At 42.7% G+C, this 21,453-nt stretch carries 24 protein-coding genes; 1 reads left to right on the top strand and 23 read right to left on the bottom strand.

All coding sequences use genetic code 11. The annotated features are described in order from the left end of the window. Positions 1-22: 22 nt before the first annotated feature. The 16 genes from hpaI to ASU00_RS15555 form a co-directional block, all read right to left on the bottom strand. On the bottom strand, positions 23-940 hold the full coding sequence (hpaI, locus tag ASU00_RS15625) for a 2,4-dihydroxyhept-2-ene-1,7-dioic acid aldolase (protein WP_057914396.1): 918 nt from the start codon (positions 938-940) through the stop codon (positions 23-25). A gap of 112 nt (positions 941-1,052) precedes the next feature. Then, positions 1,053-1,730 (bottom strand): GntR family transcriptional regulator, encoded by a 678-nt coding sequence (locus tag ASU00_RS15620; protein WP_057914417.1) that lies wholly within the window; start codon positions 1,728-1,730, stop codon positions 1,053-1,055. Between the two features lie 342 nt (positions 1,731-2,072). Beyond that, positions 2,073-3,257 carry a pyridoxal phosphate-dependent aminotransferase gene (locus tag ASU00_RS15615; RefSeq protein WP_057914395.1) on the bottom strand — a complete coding sequence of 395 codons (1,185 nt, stop codon included), beginning with the start codon at positions 3,255-3,257 and terminating at the stop codon, positions 2,073-2,075. Between the two features lie 19 nt (positions 3,258-3,276). Further along, positions 3,277-3,753 (bottom strand): cell wall elongation regulator TseB-like domain-containing protein, encoded by a 477-nt coding sequence (locus ASU00_RS15610; RefSeq protein WP_057914394.1) that lies wholly within the window; start codon positions 3,751-3,753, stop codon positions 3,277-3,279. A gap of 18 nt (positions 3,754-3,771) precedes the next feature. After that, on the bottom strand, positions 3,772-3,942 hold the full coding sequence (locus ASU00_RS24600) for a YpmA family protein (protein ID WP_064505144.1): 171 nt from the start codon (positions 3,940-3,942) through the stop codon (positions 3,772-3,774). A 150-nt stretch (positions 3,943-4,092) separates the two neighbouring features. Then, positions 4,093-6,873: an ATP-dependent DNA helicase DinG gene (gene dinG / locus ASU00_RS15605; protein ID WP_057914393.1), complete on the bottom strand. Its 2,781-nt coding sequence runs from the start codon at positions 6,871-6,873 to the stop codon at positions 4,093-4,095. 181 nt (positions 6,874-7,054) lie between these two features. Continuing rightward, entirely contained in the window at positions 7,055-7,438 is a 384-nt protein-coding gene (gene panD, locus ASU00_RS15600) for an aspartate 1-decarboxylase (RefSeq protein ID WP_057914392.1), read from the bottom strand. 26 nt (positions 7,439-7,464) lie between these two features. Then, entirely contained in the window at positions 7,465-8,313 is an 849-nt protein-coding gene (gene panC, locus ASU00_RS15595; RefSeq protein WP_057914391.1) for a pantoate--beta-alanine ligase, read from the bottom strand. Next, positions 8,310-9,146 carry a 3-methyl-2-oxobutanoate hydroxymethyltransferase gene (gene panB / locus ASU00_RS15590; RefSeq protein WP_057914390.1) on the bottom strand — a complete coding sequence of 279 codons (837 nt, stop codon included), beginning with the start codon at positions 9,144-9,146 and terminating at the stop codon, positions 8,310-8,312. The genes panC and panB overlap by 4 nt, the downstream gene beginning before the upstream one ends. A 347-nt stretch (positions 9,147-9,493) precedes the next feature. Then, positions 9,494-10,474, bottom strand: a complete 981-nt coding sequence (locus ASU00_RS15585) for a biotin--[acetyl-CoA-carboxylase] ligase (RefSeq protein WP_057914389.1) — start codon at positions 10,472-10,474, stop codon at positions 9,494-9,496. Then, positions 10,459-11,652, bottom strand: coding sequence for a CCA tRNA nucleotidyltransferase (locus tag ASU00_RS15580; RefSeq protein ID WP_057914388.1), 1,194 nt, complete (start codon positions 11,650-11,652; stop codon positions 10,459-10,461). Before ASU00_RS15580 ends, ASU00_RS15585 begins: the two co-directional genes overlap by 16 nt. Positions 11,653-11,665: 13 nt before the next feature. Further along, positions 11,666-12,805, bottom strand: a complete 1,140-nt coding sequence (gene bshA / locus ASU00_RS15575; RefSeq protein ID WP_057914387.1) for an N-acetyl-alpha-D-glucosaminyl L-malate synthase BshA — start codon at positions 12,803-12,805, stop codon at positions 11,666-11,668. 4 nt (positions 12,806-12,809) lie between these two features. Further along, positions 12,810-13,523: a bacillithiol biosynthesis deacetylase BshB1 gene (gene bshB1, locus ASU00_RS15570; RefSeq protein ID WP_057914386.1), complete on the bottom strand. Its 714-nt coding sequence runs from the start codon at positions 13,521-13,523 to the stop codon at positions 12,810-12,812. Continuing rightward, positions 13,507-13,932 (bottom strand): methylglyoxal synthase, encoded by a 426-nt coding sequence (locus ASU00_RS15565; protein ID WP_057914385.1) that lies wholly within the window; start codon positions 13,930-13,932, stop codon positions 13,507-13,509. Before ASU00_RS15565 ends, bshB1 begins: the two co-directional genes overlap by 17 nt. A gap of 17 nt (positions 13,933-13,949) precedes the next feature. Next, complete coding sequence (dapB, locus tag ASU00_RS15560) at positions 13,950-14,750, bottom strand: 4-hydroxy-tetrahydrodipicolinate reductase (RefSeq protein WP_057914384.1); 801 nt, start codon at positions 14,748-14,750, stop codon at positions 13,950-13,952. Continuing rightward, positions 14,743-15,102, bottom strand: a complete 360-nt coding sequence (locus ASU00_RS15555; protein WP_057914383.1) for a nucleotide pyrophosphohydrolase — start codon at positions 15,100-15,102, stop codon at positions 14,743-14,745. Before ASU00_RS15555 ends, dapB begins: the two co-directional genes overlap by 8 nt. 159 nt (positions 15,103-15,261) lie before the next feature. On the opposite strand from ASU00_RS15555, the gene ASU00_RS15550 reads away from it, so the two are divergent. Continuing rightward, on the top strand, positions 15,262-16,134 hold the full coding sequence (locus ASU00_RS15550; protein ID WP_057914382.1) for a YitT family protein: 873 nt from the start codon (positions 15,262-15,264) through the stop codon (positions 16,132-16,134). A gap of 139 nt (positions 16,135-16,273) precedes the next feature. Here the strand turns inward: ASU00_RS15550 and ASU00_RS15545 are convergent, their stop codons facing one another. The 7 genes from ASU00_RS15545 to ASU00_RS15515 form a co-directional block, all read right to left on the bottom strand. Then, positions 16,274-16,951 carry a zinc metallopeptidase gene (locus ASU00_RS15545; RefSeq protein WP_057914381.1) on the bottom strand — a complete coding sequence of 226 codons (678 nt, stop codon included), beginning with the start codon at positions 16,949-16,951 and terminating at the stop codon, positions 16,274-16,276. A gap of 85 nt (positions 16,952-17,036) precedes the next feature. Next, the gene (ypjB, locus tag ASU00_RS15540; RefSeq protein ID WP_057914380.1) at positions 17,037-17,822 is read right to left on the bottom strand and encodes a sporulation protein YpjB; all 786 of its coding nucleotides are present in this window, start codon (positions 17,820-17,822) and stop codon (positions 17,037-17,039) included. A gap of 120 nt (positions 17,823-17,942) precedes the next feature. Continuing rightward, positions 17,943-18,539, bottom strand: coding sequence for a lipoprotein heptaprenylglyceryl N-acetyltransferase LhaT (gene lhaT, locus ASU00_RS15535; RefSeq protein ID WP_057914416.1), 597 nt, complete (start codon positions 18,537-18,539; stop codon positions 17,943-17,945). Between the two features lie 181 nt (positions 18,540-18,720). Continuing rightward, positions 18,721-19,488, bottom strand: a complete 768-nt coding sequence (locus ASU00_RS15530) for a menaquinol-cytochrome c reductase cytochrome b/c subunit (protein WP_057914379.1) — start codon at positions 19,486-19,488, stop codon at positions 18,721-18,723. A gap of 55 nt (positions 19,489-19,543) precedes the next feature. Further along, the gene (gene qcrB, locus ASU00_RS15525; RefSeq protein WP_057914378.1) at positions 19,544-20,218 is read right to left on the bottom strand and encodes a menaquinol-cytochrome c reductase cytochrome b subunit; all 675 of its coding nucleotides are present in this window, start codon (positions 20,216-20,218) and stop codon (positions 19,544-19,546) included. 3 nt (positions 20,219-20,221) lie between these two features. After that, positions 20,222-20,728 (bottom strand): QcrA and Rieske domain-containing protein, encoded by a 507-nt coding sequence (locus ASU00_RS15520; protein WP_057914377.1) that lies wholly within the window; start codon positions 20,726-20,728, stop codon positions 20,222-20,224. 160 nt (positions 20,729-20,888) lie between these two features. Then, the gene (locus ASU00_RS15515) at positions 20,889-21,350 is read right to left on the bottom strand and encodes a YpiF family protein (protein WP_057914376.1); all 462 of its coding nucleotides are present in this window, start codon (positions 21,348-21,350) and stop codon (positions 20,889-20,891) included. Between the last annotated feature and the right edge of the window lie 103 nt (positions 21,351-21,453).

Genomic DNA, 21,453 nt, shown 5'->3' with positions numbered 1-21,453 from the left:
TAATCCGTGAAGATCTTCGCAATCATGGTTTGATAACTTGTTCAACCAATCCATATGATTGGAGGGTTTCATGCAATTCCTTTTCCAAAGCTTCAGAAGGCGGGCCCATCGGCGGACGTAAGGCGGGATTGATTTTCCCCATCATCCCCATCGCCGCTTTCAATGGCCCAGGATTGGTTTCTTTAAACAAGACATCATTCAAGGGCATCATTTTATAATGGAGGTCGAGTGCCTTATCTACATCCCCTTCCACCCAATGGTTATAGACATCAGCCACTTCTTTAGGGGTGATATTGGCGGTTGCGCTTATATGCCCCGCTCCCCCGATCGCCAGCATCGGATAGCATAATAATTCAATGCCAGAATATAAGAGGAAATCCCTGCCGCAATTCAATAAGACACGGTTCACATGTTCGAAATCTTTATTGGATTCCTTCACACCAATGATGTTTTTACAATCTTCAGCAAGGCGGGCCAATGTCTTCACTTCTAAATTCGTTCCCGTCCTGCCCGGGATGTTATATACGACAATCGGAATGTCAACTGAATCCGCTACCGTCTTAAAATGATTGTAAAGTGCCAGTTGGTTCGGTTTATTGTAATAAGGAACGATAACCAATGCTGCATCCGCTCCCATTTCCTGGGCTCTTTTAGTCAAATGCAATGTTTCTTTTTGATTGGCTGATCCGGTACCAGGTGCAACCGGAACACGGGCTTTTGCTGTTTTTATTACGGTTTCCATCACCAATTCCCGCTCTTCCACCGTTAAAGAGCTGGGCTCTCCCGTCGTTCCACAAACTGATATGCCGTGGGAACCGCTTTCAATATGCCAGTTTACAAGATTTTCAATTGCCTGTACATCCACTTCCAAGTTATTATCAAACGGTGTGATGACTGGAGCGATCGATCCCCTTAAACGACTTTTGATTTCCTCGTACATTTTTATGACCACCCTTTTTATTAGTTTGAATATTATGAATACGGTATACAAAAAAAAACAGGCTTTGTTCTTATAAATAATCAATTGACTATTATAAAACAAAGCCTGGGCATTAAAGTGCATGGTCGTGGTTCGAATCCTCTCTCTGCATGAATGTACTGATGGCATTGAGCTTATGCTTTCTTACCAATGATTCAATTTCTTCAAATGAAGCTTTTTCCTTCAGGAGCTGGATGATGTTTTCATGTTCACGAATCGATTGGATTGCACGCTGCGGTACCATCGTGAACATCGACTTTCTGACTCTATTCATTCTTTGCTGCGACTGCTTGATTTCCTCTATTAAAAAGGAATTTCCGCACTTTTCATTAATTTCGGCATGAAAACACTCGTTTAATTTACCAAACAGCTCTAATTCAAAGTTATGGAGCGCTTTTTCCATTTCTTTGTTTAAACGAATTAGGTTGTCAAAATCGTGATCATTCATCGTTAAAGAACTTAGCGCAGCAGCATAGCCCTCAAGCAACGATAAAACAGAAAGCGTTTCAATGTATTCGCTCTCATTAATGCTTGTAACCACTGCACCACTATAAGGCTTATATTGAATAAGGCCGTCAGATTCCAGCTGTCTAATCGCTTCCCGGACAGGAATCGGACTTAAACTTAGGTCTTTAGCAACTTGATCGATAATGATCCGCTGTCCAGAACCATATGTTCCATCCAAAATTAATTTGCGAAGGTGCTCATAGGCCACTTGCTTTTTGCTGAGATTTTTATTTTTATTTTCCATATTTTCATCATATATGAAATCATATATGATTGCAATTGGTTTTTGTTGAAAATCATATATGATTTTTCGGGTGTTCAATGATTTCCTTCTTTAAATTCTAGTTTGGTCCTAATCTTCCTATCGCTTTCTGTTTTGATGGGTCTTCCTTGGATGCTCGTATATTTCTAAGATGGGGCCTCGCACACCCGCTTGGTTTTAACAGGTAGATAGAGTCACCGAACTACATTCCCGAGGGAGTTTAAGCATGAACATTTTTGCTCCTTATGAAGGTTACCTCATCGGTAAACTTTAAAAAAAGCCTGCAGGTCCGCTTTAAACGGAAACCTGCAGGCTATATACGTATTATGCCAATTTAGATGTAACAAATGAGTGAATTCTTTCAATGGCTGCTTCAAGCAATTCCAATGAAGTTGCATAAGAAAGTCGAATGTTATCTGGTGCACCAAAACCTGAACCTGGAATGACGGCCACTTTAGCGTGTTCCAACAATGCAGTCGTAAAGTCCTCAACATTGCTGTACCCAGTTAATTCCGCGGCACGTTTCACATTCGGAAACAGGTAAAATGCTCCCTGTGGTTTAATGCAGCTAAATCCTGGAATCTCGACTAATTTATCATATATTTTATTCAATCGTCCCTCGAACGCTTGACGCATTTCTTCAACGGCGTCCTGCGGCCCCTCATAGGCAGCGATCGCTCCATACTGTGCAGTAGTCGTAGGGTTGGATGTACTATGGCTAGCAAGGTTCGTCATCGCTTTAATAATCGACTCATCCCCGACGGCATAACCGATTCTCCAGCCTGTCATCGAATGGGATTTAGAAACGCCATTGATGATGATCGTTTGCTTTTTCAATTCTGGCGAAATTTCGGCAATGGATGTATGCGTGGCATTTCCATACACCAATTTTTCATAAATTTCGTCGGAAACGATCAAAATATCATGGGCTAGGCAAACCTCCCCAATGGCTGCCAGTTCTTCCCTCGTATAAAGCATGCCCGTTGGATTGCTTGGAGAGTTAATGATCACGGCTTTCGTTTTATCGGTTATGGCCTGCTCCAATTGGTCCTTCGTTATTTTATAGGAATTTTCCTCGGTGCCGACAACATAAACCGGCTTTCCGTCAGCAAGCTTAATTTGCTCAGGGTAACTGACCCAATAGGGTATCGGTACGATGACTTCATCGCCCTCATCCAAGATCGCTTGAAATAGCGTGTAAAGCGCATGCTTGGCTCCAGAGCCAACCAAGATTTCAGAAGACTTGTATTCCAACCCTTGATCACGCTTTAATTTAGCCACTATCGCTTCTTTAAGCTTCGGCAGACCAGCAGAAGGTGTATATTTGGTTTGACCGTCATACATCGATTGAGCAGCTGCCTCTATAATATGCTTGGGCGTATTATAGTCAGGTTCACCGGCCCCCAAACCTATGATATCAATACCTTGAGCCTTAAGTTCTTTAGCTTTTGCCGTGATGGCCAATGTTGTTGAAGGTGTCAATGACTGAACTCGTTTCGCTAATTTCATACTAAAATAATCCCCCATTCTAAATGCTTCGATAGTACTTAAGCCATTCCCCAGTTTTAAAATCATAATAATCATAATTAAAACGTTCGGATTCATCAAGATACGTTACTTCCCAAAGCGGAACGTTTTTTTCCATGCCAAGCTTGATGGAAATGATTTTTTGCGGATTAAGCTTTTCCTTGGCAATGTTCAAGATTTCTTTCTTCGATTTACCATCTTTATAGTCTTTCACTACGAGTGGCTTCTTCTTGTCCTCAGGAAGCCAGACTACTTTTTTAGTCCCTTTTTCTCCTTTACCAATGATGACGGAATAGGAATCCTGTCCATTATAAAGGTAGAATTCGTCCATCGTTCGAAGGCCGGCCTCTTCCCTTGCCTTTTTAAAAGCTGCATTGCCAGCTTCTTTTTTTGGCTGCAATGCTTTAATATATGCTCCGCTGACGGATCCGATAAAACAAATGACCAGGATAGAAGCTATAATCAACCATTTTTTCAAAGCTGCTTTTCCCTCTTTCTATGTACGATAAATTGTAAATATCGCTTTTTCTTGATCTTCAGAGTCCAATGCCAAGCCGAACATCAAATCGTCTTTTTTCAATGTTCGGTTCAAGGAATCCACAATTTTATACAAGTCAGGTGAATGCTGCAGCCTGACTGTCGAAATTACTTCGATTTTACTCTCCATGAAAATGCCCCTCCAATATAAAAATTGTCAACAACCACTGGTATGAATAGGACTATAAGGCTTTACCACCTTTCACATTATACCAGTTCCAAGATTATATTTCTTTAAAATACCGTAAAAATTCAATGCGATCCACACATAAAAAAATCTTTATATCCATCCTTCTATCATCTCGGCCATTTCAGTGATGGACGTTTGGTGCCAGTCGACAGCTGGAATCGCCTTTCTAAATTCCGGACCATATTTGGCCGTTACGATACGGCGATCGAGAATGACCAAAACTCCTTTGTCATTTGGAGTACGTATGAGCCTGCCGAACCCTTGGCGGAATCTTAACAACGCTTCAGGCAAGGAATAAGAAGCAAATGGATTTCGCCCCTGCTTCTCGAAATACTGGCATTTTGCAGCGGTCACCGGTTCATCCGGCGGTGAAAAAGGCAACCTGACAATGACCAAGCAAGATAAATCCTCGCCTGGGATATCTACGCCCTCCCAAAGGCTAGTCGTTCCAAAAAGGATGGCTTTCTCAAAGTTTTGGAAATTCCTGAGCAGCCTCATTCGGCTTCCACCGGAAATCCCTTGCGCAAACAGAGTGAACTCGTCCAAAACCCCAGTGTCCTTTATGGAATGATAAGTGGAACGCAGCATCTCATGCGAAGTGAACAATACCATCATCCTGCCTTTGGCTGCTTGTGCAGCGGCAATAATATGGTTCGCTGCCGCTTCCGAGAACTCCTCCACCGATAAACCATTGATATCGGGTAAGTCATTGGGAACGAGAACCTTTACAAGGTCCTTATAAGGAAATGGCGAAGGAAAGCTGGCCGTAAGCAATGGCTGATTCTCTAACCCTAGTTGTTCTTTAAAATACTGAAAGGAATCCTTCACGACAAGGGTAGCCGATGTCATGACCACACTTTTCTGGCGCCCGAAAAAGGAATCCCAAAGCCACTTACTACCGGCAATCGGCTGAACCGTCAAAGTAACTCCATGCTGTGGTGCTGCATTCGTATAATCAAGCCAATAAATATTTTCTTCATGCGGCTTCATGAAAAACTCATGTAACGATTCCCTCGTATCCTGTAAATGTCCAAGCAGCACTTCAATATCGTTCAAGTAAAATAACGAGTTTTTACCTAAAGGGGACTCTTGATCCAATAAAATGGCCAATCGTTGCGAGAGCTCCGTGATGATGTGTCCCAACAAGTCAACCAATCGCTCAGCAACAAGGATGGCCTTACCCCACCTTCCATCATCCACCTTGAAGGAAATCCGTTTCGGGCTCGTGGAACGTGAAAGTTTTTCCGCCTGATTGGAGAGGTAATGAAAAAGCTGTTCAAATTCATAAGAAAAGTCATTCAGCCTTCGATCTAACTCTTGGCTATTCCTGCCATCCTCGAGCCCATTGTTTACGAGTAATTTGACCAGTTTATACAATAATTGCTTTTGGTCCGATGTTCCTAATCGATTCAATACCGTTTTCACCGATATATAATTGAGCCTTCGCCCTAGCTGTTTAGAGGCTGCCTGCTCCAAATGATGTGCTTCATCGAGGATCAAGTATCCCTTCTTGGGAATCAAGGCATCTTCGGTAAGAAGGTCGGACATTAAAAATGAATGATTGGTAATGATGATATCAGCCTTGACTGCTGTTTTTTTTGCCCGTTCAAAAAAATCCAATGTCTGCCAAGGTTGTTTTAAACCAGTATATGTAAGGCCGTCACTTTGCAGCCGGTGCCAAAACAGCTGACCGCCACTGGTGAGGTTCAATTCGTCCTTATCGCCCGTTTCCGTTTCAGTGAGCCAGACCAATATTTGCATTTTCGTTAAGGCCGTTTCATAATTATCTTCTTTTTCACGTAATGCCCGCTCAAACTTCGCCAAGCTTAAATAATTGCTTCTCCCTTTTAACAGGACAGCTTGAAAACTAAATGGCAGGATGGTCTTCAGCTTAGGAACCTCGTTTTGGAGGAGTTGGTCCTGCAGCTGAAGCGTATACGTCGAAACGACGACCGGTTTTTGATGCTTTTTTGCAAAATAAACGGCTGGAAGGAGATAGCCTAACGATTTCCCGATTCCCGTCCCCGCTTCAATGATTGCATCTTGGTTGGATTCGAACGAATGGTAGATCATATTCATCATGTCGAGCTGTCCGCGCCTTGCTTCAAAGTCAGGAAAAGCACGTTGTAGCATCACCATTTTATCCTCATCATCAAGCGGGTATTCCGACTTGGTAATACCGTGCTCATTTTCTTCGTCACTCTTTTTGAAGGCAAGGCCCCTAAACGTAATGAGTTCAGGTGAATGCACTTCCGCTTTCGCTAATTTGCTTGCCATGCACGCATCTATCAATTCGGAAATTTCACTTTGTAAGGAATATGATAATCGATATAACTGTTTCAGCGTCATCACCGGAAGATTCATCAGCTTTTTCTTCAATTCCAGCAAAAGCAAGGCAGTCGCATATGCATCACTATCCGCTTGATGAGGCCTTGAATGATCTAGGTTTTCTTCTTTGGCCAGCTGGTGCAGCTTATATCCATCCGATGTTGGTTTTAAAATTTTGGCCAATTCCACCGTATCAAGGGTGGAACCGTAAAACGGCTCATACCCGCAGCGTACCAATTCTTCCTGTAAAAAAGATAAATCGAATAAAACATTATGGGCTACAAAACAAGCTCCTTTTATAAGCTGGGCAATATTATTTGCGACATCTTCAAAGTCAGGTGCATCTTTTACCGTCTCGTTGCTGATTCCGGTCAATTCTTCAATAAATAGGGAAATTTCCTGTCCAGGATGAATGTACGTCGAGTACTCATCAACAATTTGGTCATTTTCAATGACCACCCCGGCAAATTGAATAATTCTATCCCCTTTTTTCGGAGAATTCCCTGTCGTTTCCAAATCAACCACTACATATCGTTGCGTCATCTATGTACACCTCAAACTTCGCTTTCTCCACTTCCTGATGGAATTCTCTTATCTTTTTTATACCATAATAATCGTCATAAAGGAAACAAGCCGTTCATCCTGTCTTTTTCATCATATATAACAGACGAAAAAAGCCAGCCCATATATGCGTGATTCATGCACACATGAGCCGGCCCAACACCTACATGATTGTTGCTGCAGGTTCGTTTGAGATCAGTTCAATTATTTTGTTATCTTCATTCATGATCGCTACCTTTGGCTTGTGATCATATAGTTTATCTTCAGCGACCTGCACATAAGAAATGATTATCACGATATCATCAGGCTGGACGAGTCTTGCTGCAGCTCCGTTCAAACAAACGACACCACTTCCCCGTTCACCCGCAATAACGTATGTTTCAAGTCTTGCTCCATTGTTATTATTCACGATGGCGACCTTTTCATTAGGCAGAATACCTACCGCATCAATGATATCTTCATCAATCGTAATGCTGCCAACATAATTCAAATTTGCCTCGGTCACCCTGGCACGGTGGATTTTCCCATTCATCATCGTTCGAAACATGTATATTCCCCCAGAAAAATCATGATTTATTTAACGTTTATCGTAATATTATCAATTAGCCGCGCATGCTTGAATTTAACGGCAAGTGCAATGATGATGTTCCCCGAAAGCATCTCTTGCGGTTTAAGCTCTGGATATTGGTACACTTCCACATAGTCGATCACTCCTTGAGTGTGGGCACCGATATGTTCCTTTACAAGTGCCGTGATCGTTGCAGTATTCAATACACCTGAACCGATGGCTTCTTTCGCTCGCAATAAACTTTGGTACAACTCTTTAGCTTCCTTGCGCTCTCCCTCAGTTAGGTAAACATTTCGCGAGCTCTTCGCCAGCCCATCTTCTTCACGAACGGTATCTACGGCAACAAGCTGGATAGGGAAATTGAAATCCTTGATCAAGCCATCTATCACCGCGACCTGCTGGGCATCCTTCTTACCGAAGTATGCTCGATTGGGAAGGATGATATTGAAGAACTTCGTTAGCACTGTCGCTACACCATCAAAGTGGCCTGGTCTTTGTCTGCCGCATAAGCAATCCGTCCGGCTTTGGACCACAACTTTAACTGAAGGTTCCTCACCGTACATCTCTTGGACGGTTGGATAGAAGAGATAATCCACTCCCGCATTGGCGGCAACGTTTTCATCCCGTTCCAAATCACGCGGATACGTGTCAAAGTCCTCATTCGGTCCAAATTGCAAAGGATTGACGAATATACTTAATACGACGATATCATTTTCCTTCCGTGCCTTTTCCATAAGGGTGGCATGCCCTTCATGTAAATAGCCCATCGTCGCAACATAGCCGATACTTTTATGGTTACTTTTTTCTTCGCGGAGCACCTGCTGCAACTCGCCTGCTGATGTAAAAGTTTTCATCTTTTTCCTCCGTAAAGCTCTGTGAGTTCCTCTTCCTTCATTGTGAATGTATGTTCTTGCGACGGAAATTGATTGCTTTTCACTTCATCCACATATTTTGTTAACGATTTCCCAATTAGTTCATTCACATCTCCGTATACTTTGACGAATTTGGCAACCCGATCAACGCCATATTTGATCACGTCATGATAAACGAGAACCTGGCCATCTGTATCTGCCCCTGCTCCAATTCCGATTGTCGGTATTTCCAAGTGACGCGTTACAAGCTCACCCACTTGATAAGGCACACATTCAAATACGATCGCCATTGCCCCGGCTGCTTCACACTTCTTCGCGTCTTCCACTAGCAGTGCAGCAGCTTCGGCGTCTTTTCCTTGTACCTTATATCCCCCCAGCACTCCCACCGATTGGGGGGTCAAGCCAAGATGGGCTACAACCGGGATTCCGGCCTTGGTCAAAGCGGCTATTTTTTCAACGACATCATCTGCCCCTTCAAGCTTCACGGCATCCGCATGGCCTTCCTGCATGATTCGTGCTGCATTCTTGAGTGTTTCATCCATTGAAAGATGATAGCTCATAAAGGGCATATCCGTGACGACAAATGTATCAGGCGCCCCCCGTTTTACTGCCTTGGTGTGATGAATCATATCATTGACCGTTACAGGGATCGTTGACTCATACCCCAATACGACCATTCCTAAAGAATCGCCCACTAAAATCATATCTACCCCTGCTTGTTCGGCTAACTTTGCCGACGGATAATCATAAGCGGTCAACATGACTAACTTCTCTTGATTTTGTTTCATTTTCAAAAAATCTCCGGACAATTTCATTACGTTTCCTCCTTTTTTGATGGAGGAGATGAAAACATCAGTGTAAGGTAAACTGGTGTCTCTACATTCATACGCAAAAAAAAGACTGACTAAAAGGGTATCTGTTTCATTACGAAAAATGGCAAAAAAACCACATATCGTTCAATAAACAGCACTTGTCTTTTTAGTCAATCTCTTTGTTCCAACAGAAGTTTCATCCCTCCGTCCCAGTCCAGTACTCTGGATCAAGGCAGATTTTCAAATAATTTGGCATTTATGGGGGTGCAGTTCACATAAGATACTGCCCACTTGCATTATATCAAGCAAAATTAAAAAATTCTATTTTTTTTTGCGGATATGACAAAAATCTACTGAATTTCAATGTCCGCAGAATAAATCGAATGCACGATTCCTTTTCCGTCTTCAAGGAGTAAAACCCCGGCATCGGTTATTCCCAATGCTTTTCCGACAATCGTATCGTTTAAGGTACTGGCCTTGATAACCTGTCCAAGGCTGATCGCGTAACTTTCCCATAGATCCTTTATCGGTTTAAAGCCTGCATCCAAGTAGAGCTCATATAAATTCTCCAAGCGAAATAATGCTCGTTGAATGACCATCGATCTTGAAACCGTTTCTCCACTTTCGATGAAAAGCGAGGACGCCTTTTCCTGCAGATGTTCGGGGAAGTCTTCCAATTGCTGATTGATATTCATTCCAATACCAATAATGACAGAATGAATCCGATCCGATTCCGCCTGCATTTCGGTCAGGATGCCAACGATTTTCTTGCGATTCACCAAAATGTCATTGGGCCATTTTATTTGCGGCTTCAAATCGGTCGTATCCTCTATTGCCTGTGCCACGGCAACCGCTGCCAATAAGGTCAGCTGTGGGGCCATATGAACCGGGATCTTCGGTCTTAAGATCAGGCTCATCCATATGCCGCTGAATTTAGGTGAATGCCAAGATCTCATCAATCTTCCTTTACCGGATTTCTGCTCCTCGGCAATGACCAATGTCCCCTCCTGAACGCCTTCATTTGCTAGTTGATGGGCAATTTTCTGTGTGGATTCCACCGTCTCCTCATAGTGAATCATCTTGCCGATCGTTCTTGTTTCCAAGCCAAGCTGAATTTCGCTTTCGGACACTTTTTCTGGAGCTGATATGATTCGGTAGCCCTTCTTTCTAACCGCTTCCACATGATAACCTTCACTGCGCAAATCTTCTATATGCTTCCAGACCGCTGTTCGTGAACAGCCAATATATTCGGCAATTTCCTGCCCTGATATAAATGCTCCATCCGCCTTTGAAAGGGCCTCCATCAGCTTTGTTCTTAACTCGGATTGCATGATTCCAGCCACCTCTTTATTTCTTCTTTATCATTGCTTACCTGTTCATCCAAGACGGCTTTCACGACCATTTCCAGGGAGGCCTTTATCCACGGACCTGGTTTTTCTTGACGCCAATTCACTAAATCCGTCCCGGTTACGGCAAGTTCGGACATCGCTTTTATTTTCAGTGCCTTGTAATGTTGATGGGCGCTTTCCTCCGCCTCGGGCACATCCCCTCCCGTCAGGGAAGCTTTGACCTTGGACGCCTGTACAGTCATGTCATGTCCTGCCTGGAATACTTCAAATGCTGATTTTTCAAATGATGGTTCCTGCTTTATCAGCTGTACAATTCGCTGGACGTTGCGAATTGTTTTTAAAGGCAGTTTCCATGCTCTTAACGTCGCTTCCATTTCCTCTTCTTTTGTCTGAACCATGATTACTGACCATATTTCTATCATTTCTAATTGGTCTAGCGGCAGATTCAATACATTCATTAAATGATCCTTCTTATTCGATAATTGGGGCAAATATTGATATAATTCGCTTTCCAGCAAAAGGGCCATCGCCCTCTTCTTATTAGTGCCAGCCAATAACTTCTCGAATTCGACAAGGATTCTTTCAACGGCAATCTTGCTGATGATGGGGCCATTCACTTGAAGTGAATGAAACGTATCATCATCCAGTTCAAAACCAAGTTGGCTGACGAACCTTAATGCACGCATCATTCTTAAAGCATCCTCATGAAACCTTTCATGAGGGTTACCGACCGTAATAATCCTTTGTTCCGCAAGATCACGCTTCCCATTAAAGTGATCAATGATATTCCCGGCCGTATCCATGGCCATTGCATTTATCGTAAAATCCCTTCTCTGTAAATCCTCTCTCAAAGAACGGACAAATTGAACGGAATCCGGCCTGCGGAAGTCGGAATAACCGCCTTCCGTTCTAAATGTCGTGATTTCATATGTACCTGACGGCGTAATGGCCATCACCGTTCCGTGGTCGATCCCGACATCCGCCGTTTTTGGAAATAACGCTTGTATTTCCTGAGGGGTCGCAGAGGTAGCGATGTCCACATCATTTATCGGACGACCTAGAATATAATCCCTTACAGAGCCACCAACGAAATAGGCCTCAAATCCCGCTTCTTCAATTTTTCTTAGAATGGGCACCGATTTCAAGAATAAAGGATCCATCAGCATCCCCTCCCTATTTAATGGATTTAGCTTCAAGAGCTTCCATGTAAATGGCTTCATACTGCGACATGATTGTATCCGAATGAAAATAGGTATTGGCCCTTTCCAGTGCAGCCTCCGCAAACCGTTTATGTAAAGCGGGATCATCTAATAAACCGATCGCTTTTTCAGCAACCGCTGCGACATCTCCCAAATCACAAATATAACCAGTCTTCCCATCAACGATGACCTCGGGAATACCGCCGATATTCGTTCCGATACATGGCACTCCACATGCCATCGCCTCGAGTAGAACCAGCCCAAAACTTTCTTTTTCTGATAATAGCAATATTAAATCACTGATTGAATATAACTCGGCAAGGTTATCCTGTTTGCCAAGGAACAGGACCGATTCATCAATGCCAAGTTCTTTAGCCAAATTCAATACGGTGGTCACTTCCGGTCCGTCCCCAACGAGGAGCAGCTTGGCAGGTATTTTCTTTTGAGTTAAATAAAAGGCCTGGATGACGTCTTTCACACGCTTGACCGAACGGAAATTCGAAACATGTATGATTACTTTTTCCTCATCCTTGATGCCATATTCTTCTCTTAGGTATTCGGAATTGGTTTTATGGTAGTCTCTTTCATCAATAAAATTATAAACGGTTTTAATATCCTTATCGGGTGCGATCAAATCGAATGTTTGCTGCACAAGTGAATTCGAGACGGCAGTAACGACATCGGATTGTTCGATCCCAAATTTTATTAAATTGGTCAGTGAAGGATCATGACCAAGTACCGTTATGTCTGTACCATGAAGCGTCGTTACGATCTTCACTTCATTGCCTGACATTTGCTTGGCCAAAATCGCACAAACAGCATGGGGAATGGCATAATGAACATGAAGGATATCCAATTTCTCCCGCTTCACCACGTCAGCGATCTTGCTTGCAAGCGCCAAATCATATGGGGGATATTGGAACACCGAATACGAATTCACTTCGACTTGGTGATAATAAATATTGTGATACATTTTATTCAAACGAAAAGGGAGGCTTGAAGAAATGAAATGTATTTCATGCCCTTTTTCTGCAAGCATTTTGCCTAATTCAGTTGCTACGACACCTGAACCTCCAACTGTAGGATAGCAGGTAATTCCAATTTTTAATTTCATAAGATTAGTTTTCTCCTAACAGATCGGCATCGATCAGTAACGGTTTTTTTGTTAGAAATCCTTCAGCATAGGTGACACCGACTTCTTTGCCAAACATTCGCTCCCGTGCCTCCACCGTCTCGATATAACCATTCACAAGCGGGGTATCCACCGTTGCATCGCTTTTTTCGAATTGACTGACGTATGCCCTGAGGCTATCGAGCTTTTTCGGTAATGAAGAGGTGATGTCCACCACGAAGTCAGGCTTGTGAAAACCATTTATCATATAGTAATACATATTTTTGACACGATGATGTTCCTGACCGTCTTCCTCCATATACTTTCTCACTCCCGCAGAAAATACCGCTTCTTCCACTAATTTCGCGCAGTTCCCATGATCGGGATGGCGATCAGTTGAAAAAGGGGCAAATACAAGAGCAGGTTTATACTTGCGAATGACGGTGATGATTTGATTTATGTATTCTGCTTTCATATATAGCCCCCGGTCAGGTAAATCAAGGGAAATCCTCTTCACTCCAAGGATATCTGCAGCTTTATTCGCTTCTTTTTGCCTTAATGGCACGGTCCCATTCGAAGACATTTCAGCTTTTGTCAAATCACATATCACGATTTTCTTGCCTTGGTGCACATACTTGGCAATTGTGCCCCCCATACCTATTTCAACATCATCCGCGTGGGCACCGAACGCCAGGATATCTATATTATTTTTGTTTATCATTGATCTCACCTTGTTTTTTTCGTAGTTTGAGCCAGTCCATATACCCATGCTGCAATCCTTGTATCAATACTTCTGCCGTGCCCATATTGGTTGCCAAGGGAATTTCATACACGTCGGAAAGGCGGATAAGTGCCGATACATCGGGTTCATGGGGCTGAGAGGTCAATGGATCGCGGAAGAATATGACCATATCCATTTCCCCGCGTGCAATCATTGCACCTATTTCCTGATCTCCGCCTAGTGGTCCCGAATGAAAGCGGTGAACTGGCAAGGATACTTCTTCCATGATTCTTTTTCCGGTCGTCCCTGTAGCAAATAACTCATGTTGCTGAAATACTGCTTTATATGCTGTTACAAATTGAATGATGTCTTCTTTTTTCATATCATGGGCGATCAAGGCAATTCTCATCGTAACTCCTCCAATCCCTATTCAATAATATTTTCTAGACCGTATACAAGTATGTCCAATTTCATGACCGTATCCACTGCTAGTTTAACCCCCGACATGAAGGATGCCCGATTAAAGGAATCATGTCTAATCGTCAACAGCTCCCCATCACTCCCGAAAAGCACCTGTTGATGGGCTACGAGCCCCGGAAGTCGTACACTATGGATATGCATGCCGTCCACATTAGCTCCCCTTGCTCCCTGAATGGTTTCTTTCTCGTTCGGATGACCTTGTTGCTTCGTTTCCCTTACCGCCGCAATCATATCTGCCGTTTTGGAAGCCGTTCCCGAAGGAGCATCCAGTTTTTGATCATGATGCATTTCAATGATTTCTACATCGGGGAAATATTTAGCCGCCATTTGTGAAAACTTCATCATCAAAATGGCACCTATCGCAAAGTTTGGAGCGATGATGCAGCCGATGCCCTTTTCCTTTGTCAATGATTCCAGCTTCGCTAAATCTTCCTTTGTAAAACCGGTGGTGCCCACTACAGGCCTAATATTGTGCATCAGTGCGGTTTCAGTATGGTACATCCCCACTTCCGGTGTAGTCAAATCAATCAATACGTCTGCTTTCACCGCAGAAAAGCATTCCTTTATATCCGAAAAAACGGGCACCTCCAAGCCTTGAAAACCTTCTATGGAGGAAAGGTTTATTCCGTTATGTTTATGATCGATGACAGCAACCAACTCAAATTCTTCTGTCCTTTGCACCAGCTTCACCGCTTCATTTCCCATTCTGCCACGCGGACCGGCTACAATCACTTTTACTCTACTCATTCTTACTTTCCCCCTCCGTTTGATCTTCTTTTTTTGTCCATCTATCTTTATCACGGGTAGTAAACTTATGCATCACCAAATCATGTGAGTTCTGGAGGTCAATTCCCAAAGAATTGGCGAAACAGATTAAAACAAAAAGCATGTCGCCCAATTCTTCCTCGACCGTGTTCTCATCCTCCGTTGTTTTCTTCGGTTTTTCACCATGATAATGATTGACCTCCCTAGCCAATTCACCCAGTTCTTCAGTCAGTCGGGCGAGCATCGCCAAAGGGCTGAAATAGCCTTCCTTGAATTGTCCTATGTATTGATCTACCTCAGCCTGCATTTGTTGAATCGTCTTGTGATTTTCCATATAGTCACCCAATCTCGATTTTCGTTTATATCTTCTCCATGTTAGCTAAAAGTGAAACAGATGACAACAGATACGTTCGCCAAACAAAATTGCCCATGGTTGGTTAATTAGTTATAATAAGTAAATTGATGATTTACTCAACCGTTTGGAGGTAAAGAGATGCTTTTCGGCTTAAAAATGAAAAATACACTATTCATCTTATTTGGGGCTGCGATCTTTGCCTTTGGCCTCGTCCATTTTAACATGCAAAATAACTTGGCCGAAGGGGGATTCACCGGCCTAACTTTGATTATATATCAACTTGTTGGCATAAATCCTTCCTATTCCAATTTGATTTTGAACATTCCCCTGTTTTTAATCGGGTGGAAATATTTAGGGAGGACTTCCTTCCTTTATACGCTGATTGGAACGGTAGGCCTTTCCGTTTGGCTATGGGTGTTCGAAAAGTATCAAATCAATATCGACCTCGGAAACGATTTGATGCTGGTCGCGCTGTTTGCCGGGGTTTTTGTCGGCGTCGGGCTTGGCATAATCTTTCGTTATGGAGGAACAACGGGCGGAGTCGATATCATTGCCCGTTTTGCACATCGCTACTTAGGAATGGGCATGGGACGGACCATGTTCATCTTTGATGCCGTCGTGATCGGCCTATCCATCCTCACCTACTTGGATTATCGGCAAGCGATGTATACCCTTGTTGCTGTGTTTATCGGCGCTAGAGTCATTGACTTCATGCAGGAAGGTGCATATGCAGCCAGAGGTGCGATGATCATTAGTGAAAAAAATAAGGAAATTGCAGAAAAAATCATGAAGGATATGGAGCGCGGCGTAACGGTATTACGGGGATATGGTTCGTTTACACGGAATGATCGGGAAGTTCTTTATTGCGTCGTTGCCAAGAATGAACTTGTCCGATTAAAAAATGCAATCACCTCAGTGGACCCCCATGCCTTCGTATCGGTTAGTGAAGTGCATGACGTATTGGGAGAGGGCTTCACCCTCGATGAGAATAAGAATCCGATTGAAAGGTGATTCATCGGTTATAGGGATAATCGATTGAATGCATCATTCTGAAGGGTTTCCCGAAAATCTTCCTTTTGTAGTAAGCCATTTCCTTATGAATAAGCGAATATGAAAAAGGACGGCATCACATGATGCCGTCCTTTACCAATTAATCCTCATCCCTCGTCATGCCTGTATACATTAGCAGAAGGCGAACCAATTCAAGTACTGCTACAAGAGCGGCAGCAACATACGTCATCGCAGCTGCACTCAATACTTTTTTCGTTTCCCGTTCTTCGTCATTTCGGATGACCCCAACTGAAACAAGTTGATCCATCGCACGGGAGGAAGCATTGAACTCGACCGGCAATGTAATCACTTGGAATAATACAGCCGCTGCCATGAAAGCGATCCCCGCCAGTAGCAATTGTGGAATCGAAGCCAACATCCCGACTAAAATCAAAATCCAAGATATATTGGAACCAAAACTAGCTACCGGTACTAGTGCATGGCGAAAACGCAAGAATGCATATGCTTCTTTATCTTGAATCGCATGTCCGACTTCATGCGCCGCAACCGCTACACCTGCAACTGAGTGCCCGTGATAGTTATCCGTTGATAAACGTACCGTCTTATCTCTTGGATCATAATGGTCAGATAGCATTCCTGGTGTTTCTTCCACCCTGACATTGAACAGCCCATTTTGATCCAAAATCGCCCGTGCCGTCTCAGCACCATTCATCCCAGAAGACGCCGGTACTTGTGAATACTTTTTGTACGTACTTTTCACTTTCATTTGTGCATAAATCGGGATTAAAATGATAATCGCCAAATATATGAAATACATGGTATCCTCCTATAACTATAATTAATCTTAATTCTATGGAATGAAGACACCCCTGTCAAATATAGTGTTCTCTTCCCTTCCATTTTTAATCAACATGTTGTTTTCTTGGTTTTTCCCGATCTCCTTTGTACTTTCTCCAGCCGACATAAGATAGGGTCATGATGATGATGCTGCCTGTAGATATGATGACCCACCAAAGTGAAGGATCTGTATCATCTTCTCCCATCTCTTCAAAAATGGAGGTTAGTTCGGTCTGTATCTCGTCCAACTCCTTTTGGCTTTCATTATCATTGATCACTTCCGGCCTGTACTGGTTAATATATTGAATTCGGGTGTCCAGTTGCTGCATCGTTTCTTTGGAAAGGTCCACTTTCAAGCTAGGATAGATCATTTCATATTGTGAAAGGAATAAGTTCAATTGGCTATTGAATGCAATTGTGTCTTGATTGATGGCGGCATTTTTAGTTTGCTGGAAAGAACTCATCATCTGATCCTCCATCTCTGTCCATAGGGGCTGATGGGTTGACTTGACCGCATCAACGACAAGGCGGAGTTTCGTCACAGAATTAACCTTTTCAGAATCTCCTTTATTCATATCCTTTATTGTCATCAACGCTTCATTATGAGCTACCGTGATAATCCTAAGTTCGTCCATGTCAAGTATCTGCTCTTTTGCTGTCTCTTTTAAAAAACGGTCAGAAAAATACGTCAGCATCTTTTCCGAATCTCCATATCGCTTCAACTTGGTCATTTCCAAGGCTCTATCGGAAATACTATCCAATTGCTCCAAACTTGAAGAGGATTCTGCATAGACAGGGAAATGTAAGACGACAAATAAAACAGCAATGGTTAATATGGATTTTTTCAACATGCTACTCGTCCCTCCTCATATCTCTACTAAAACGATATGAAACAAAAAACACGAGTAGACCTTGTTCCACATAAAAAAGTTAACCCCGCCTTTACAATCCTGTTAGCGAGGTTAACTTTTTTATTGGATGAAAGAAAGGGTGTTTCGTTTTTTTCTATATCCGAAGTACCAACCGACAAAAATGGACAGGATACTTAGCCAAAAAGTGAAATAGCCGATTTCATTCATATACCTCAATAGGTCACTGTATACAGGCATCATTTCAAAAACATAATCGATTATGTCATTATGTATCGTCCAGATTCCAGCGACAATCAAATGCCAAGGCTTTATTCGATAAAATGGTGCATATAATACACCTTGAATCGCCATACCCAAATGAGAAGCCATTAACATGTATCCTTCCCATGGCAAAGTACCTGTTGTCACTAGCGTCATTACATTCATGGCAACTGCCCATATGCCATATTTGAATAGTGTGATGATGGCCAAGGCTTCCATCAGTCCAAAATTCCTTTTTAGCAGGAATCCCCATAGAACAAAAACAAAAAACAGGCTTGCTGTCGGGCTATCCGGTACGAAGGCCAAAAATATGCTTGGTGTATTCGCCAATTGGCTTCCATACCAATAATATCCAAACGCAGTCCCGAATATATTTATGATGAATAACAAAACAAGCATTTGCCGACTGGCAAGCCAACCATAGATAACATTCATTCCTTTAACCTCGCTTACCTTCTCAATTATTCTCATTTTACAGGTCTTTATCGTGAAAACCAAGTGATTCATTTGAATCTCTTTTCAATTCCCCCTCAATTACCATGAAAAAAAAAGCCGACAACCGTAGTCGTCAGCTTTTCGTTTTTAGCTCATGAAGGAAACTGAAACGTTGCTTCCCTTATTTTGCTGATAATCCAGATACAAATTCAGCTAATGTTGCCAATTCTTTATCTGAACCCTTGAACATGCCAGCAGGCATCGCACCTTGACCTTTGACAGCGATTTTTGAGATTTCTTCTGGACTTAATCCCGTGTCGATCAAGCTTGGTGCTCCAGCACCGCCAGTCAATTCTGCTCCATGACAACTAATACAGCCACTGGAATCCATCAATTTATACCCGTCGCTTTCTTTATCGATATCTGCACCTTCGACTATTGCCCCTTGTTTTTTGGAGGCTTCCCAATCATGATGGGCAGCGGACTCCCATGTTAAATAGAAAACACCGGCAATTGCCAAAAGCATGAAGCCTACAGCAAAAGGACGTTTCGCTGGACTCCGCTCTGGACCTCGGTCCAAGAAAGGAGCCAATAGCAATGCCCCGAAAGCCAAACCGGGAATGACAAGAGCTCCGATTGCATTGTACGGGCCTGAGGCATACGTATACTTAAGTAATTGGTAAAGGAATAGGAAATACCAGTCAGGCAGCGGGATATACGCTGTATCTGTAGGATCTGCTATCCTTTCCAATGGAGATGGATGTGCGATTGTCAGGCATAGGTAGCCAACTAGAAATACAGCTCCGACCATCCATTCTTTTAAAAGGAAATTAGGCCAAAATGCTTCAGTTTTCCCAGGATATTCTGAGTAATCTTTCGGAATATTCGGTTTACGGTCCGCGGAAATACGCGAGTCACCTACGAATTTCATACCTTTCCCACGATGCATTGAACAATTCCCCTCCTTTATGAAAAGGTTTTTTTGGTTCTTGGTTCATAATTCTTTATAGTGGACCTGAAATACCTTGTTTTCGGATCATTAAGAAATGAGCCGCCATTAAAGCAAATAATGCTGCAGGCAGGAAGAATACATGTATGGCGAAAAATCGTGTCAATGTCTGTGCTCCAACGATGGTTGGATCTCCTGCAATCAATGTCTTGAGTGCCGGGCCCATTAAAGGTACCGATTCGACAATCGTTAACGTAACCTTCGTCGCAAATAGCGCTTTCATATCCCATGGCAGTAAATAACCAGTCAAACCAAGTGCCAGCATGATGAAGAAAATCAATACGCCGACCATCCAGTTCAATTCACGCGGTTTTTTGTAAGCTCCCTGGAAGAAGACACGAAGAGTATGTAAAAACATCATAACAATAACGAGACTTGCTCCCCAGTGATGCATACCACGGACAATTTGACCGAAGGCAACTTCATTTTGTAAATAATAAACAGATTCCCAAGCGTTTTTAATGTCCGGGACATAGTACATCGTCAGGAACATGCCTGATAGGATTTGGATGACCGTAATAAAGAATGTTAACCCACCGAAACAATATACGAATGCAGAAAAATGATGTGCGGGGTTAACATGTTCAGGAACCTCATGGTCAGCGATATCCCGCCATAACGGCGTAATGTCTAAACGCTCGTCCACCCAGTCATATAACTTTGTTAGCAATGTTTACGCCTCCCCGTGCGGTTTTAGTCGACCCAAGTAAAGAATTCCATCTTTCTCTTTCGTTTCATAGACATCCAAAGGTGAAATTGGAGGTGTCCCTTTCACGTTGACTCCATCTTTCGTATACCTGCCGTAATGGCAAGGACAGAAAAATTGGTTCGGATTGGCTTTATCCGTATTCCATGCCACCGTACAGCCCAAATGCTTACAGATTGGTGATAATGCAATGATCTTGCCATCATCCATCTTATAAACCCAAGCTGTATTCGTTTCTTCTGACTCATACCACCCATCGACCTGCTTGAAACTAAAGTCAACACGGGTTGGTTCGGCCGTCAGTTCGCTTACCTTCTGCTTGGTTGCAATGTAATCTCCGCCTTTATCTGCAGATAATACAGGATCGATAGCAAACCTTACCATCGGCATCAACATACCGGCCGCCATAAATCCACCAACGCCAGTAAGTGTGTAATTAAGGAATTGACGTCGTGAAACATTATGCTTGCTCATGCGTTTTCCCCCCCTCTATTACTATACTGAGACCCCGAAGGACCAATAAATAGCAACACTATAAAACTAGGACATTTCCATGATATCTCAATAATTTACCAAGGTCAATATTTGTAAAACCCAAAAGGTGGCAACTATGTGTCAAATTATGCGAAAATCCCTACTTTTTTTCATTTTTCCAATTATAAGTGAAAATATCTAGTATTTGGAGAACTTGTTGGCCAATCATTCCCCTAGCTTGGTCAATTTCGAGATTTTCCAATGGGATGGCAGGGATCCAAATCAAATGGTTTTCCAATTCCCGCTCGTCCTTCTTCCATTCATAATCCGAAGTTAGAAAAAAAACATGCTTGAAATTATTTTCCTTCGCTTCATTTGCCCAGTGCTTCAAACGTTCCACTTTATCCTTTTCATTATGTAGATACTGAAGGGATGGCATTAGAAGGATCCTGCCTTTCATTTGTTTTTCGATTTCCAAGCTTAAAATGGTAAGAAATTCATTCATTGAACCCGTTTGCTTCATTTCCCCTCCGAAAGATAGGGGAACCAATGGAATCAAAACGGTATCCACATATTCCTTTGACTGGCTATACATGTCCAGTTCTTTTGCTGTCCATCTCATACTTTTTCTTCACTCCCGATTTTTTGAATCAACTCCTTATCATTTTACCATGATTTTTATAACATCTTTACCATATACCCATAGTCTTTACAAAAATGTGGAT

The organism is Peribacillus muralis (assembly GCF_001439925.1).
Taxonomy (GTDB): Bacteria; Bacillota; Bacilli; order Bacillales; family DSM-1321; genus Peribacillus; species Peribacillus muralis.
Note: the sequence above shows the minus strand (reverse complement) of the source record. Positions and strands in the feature narration are given on the sequence as shown.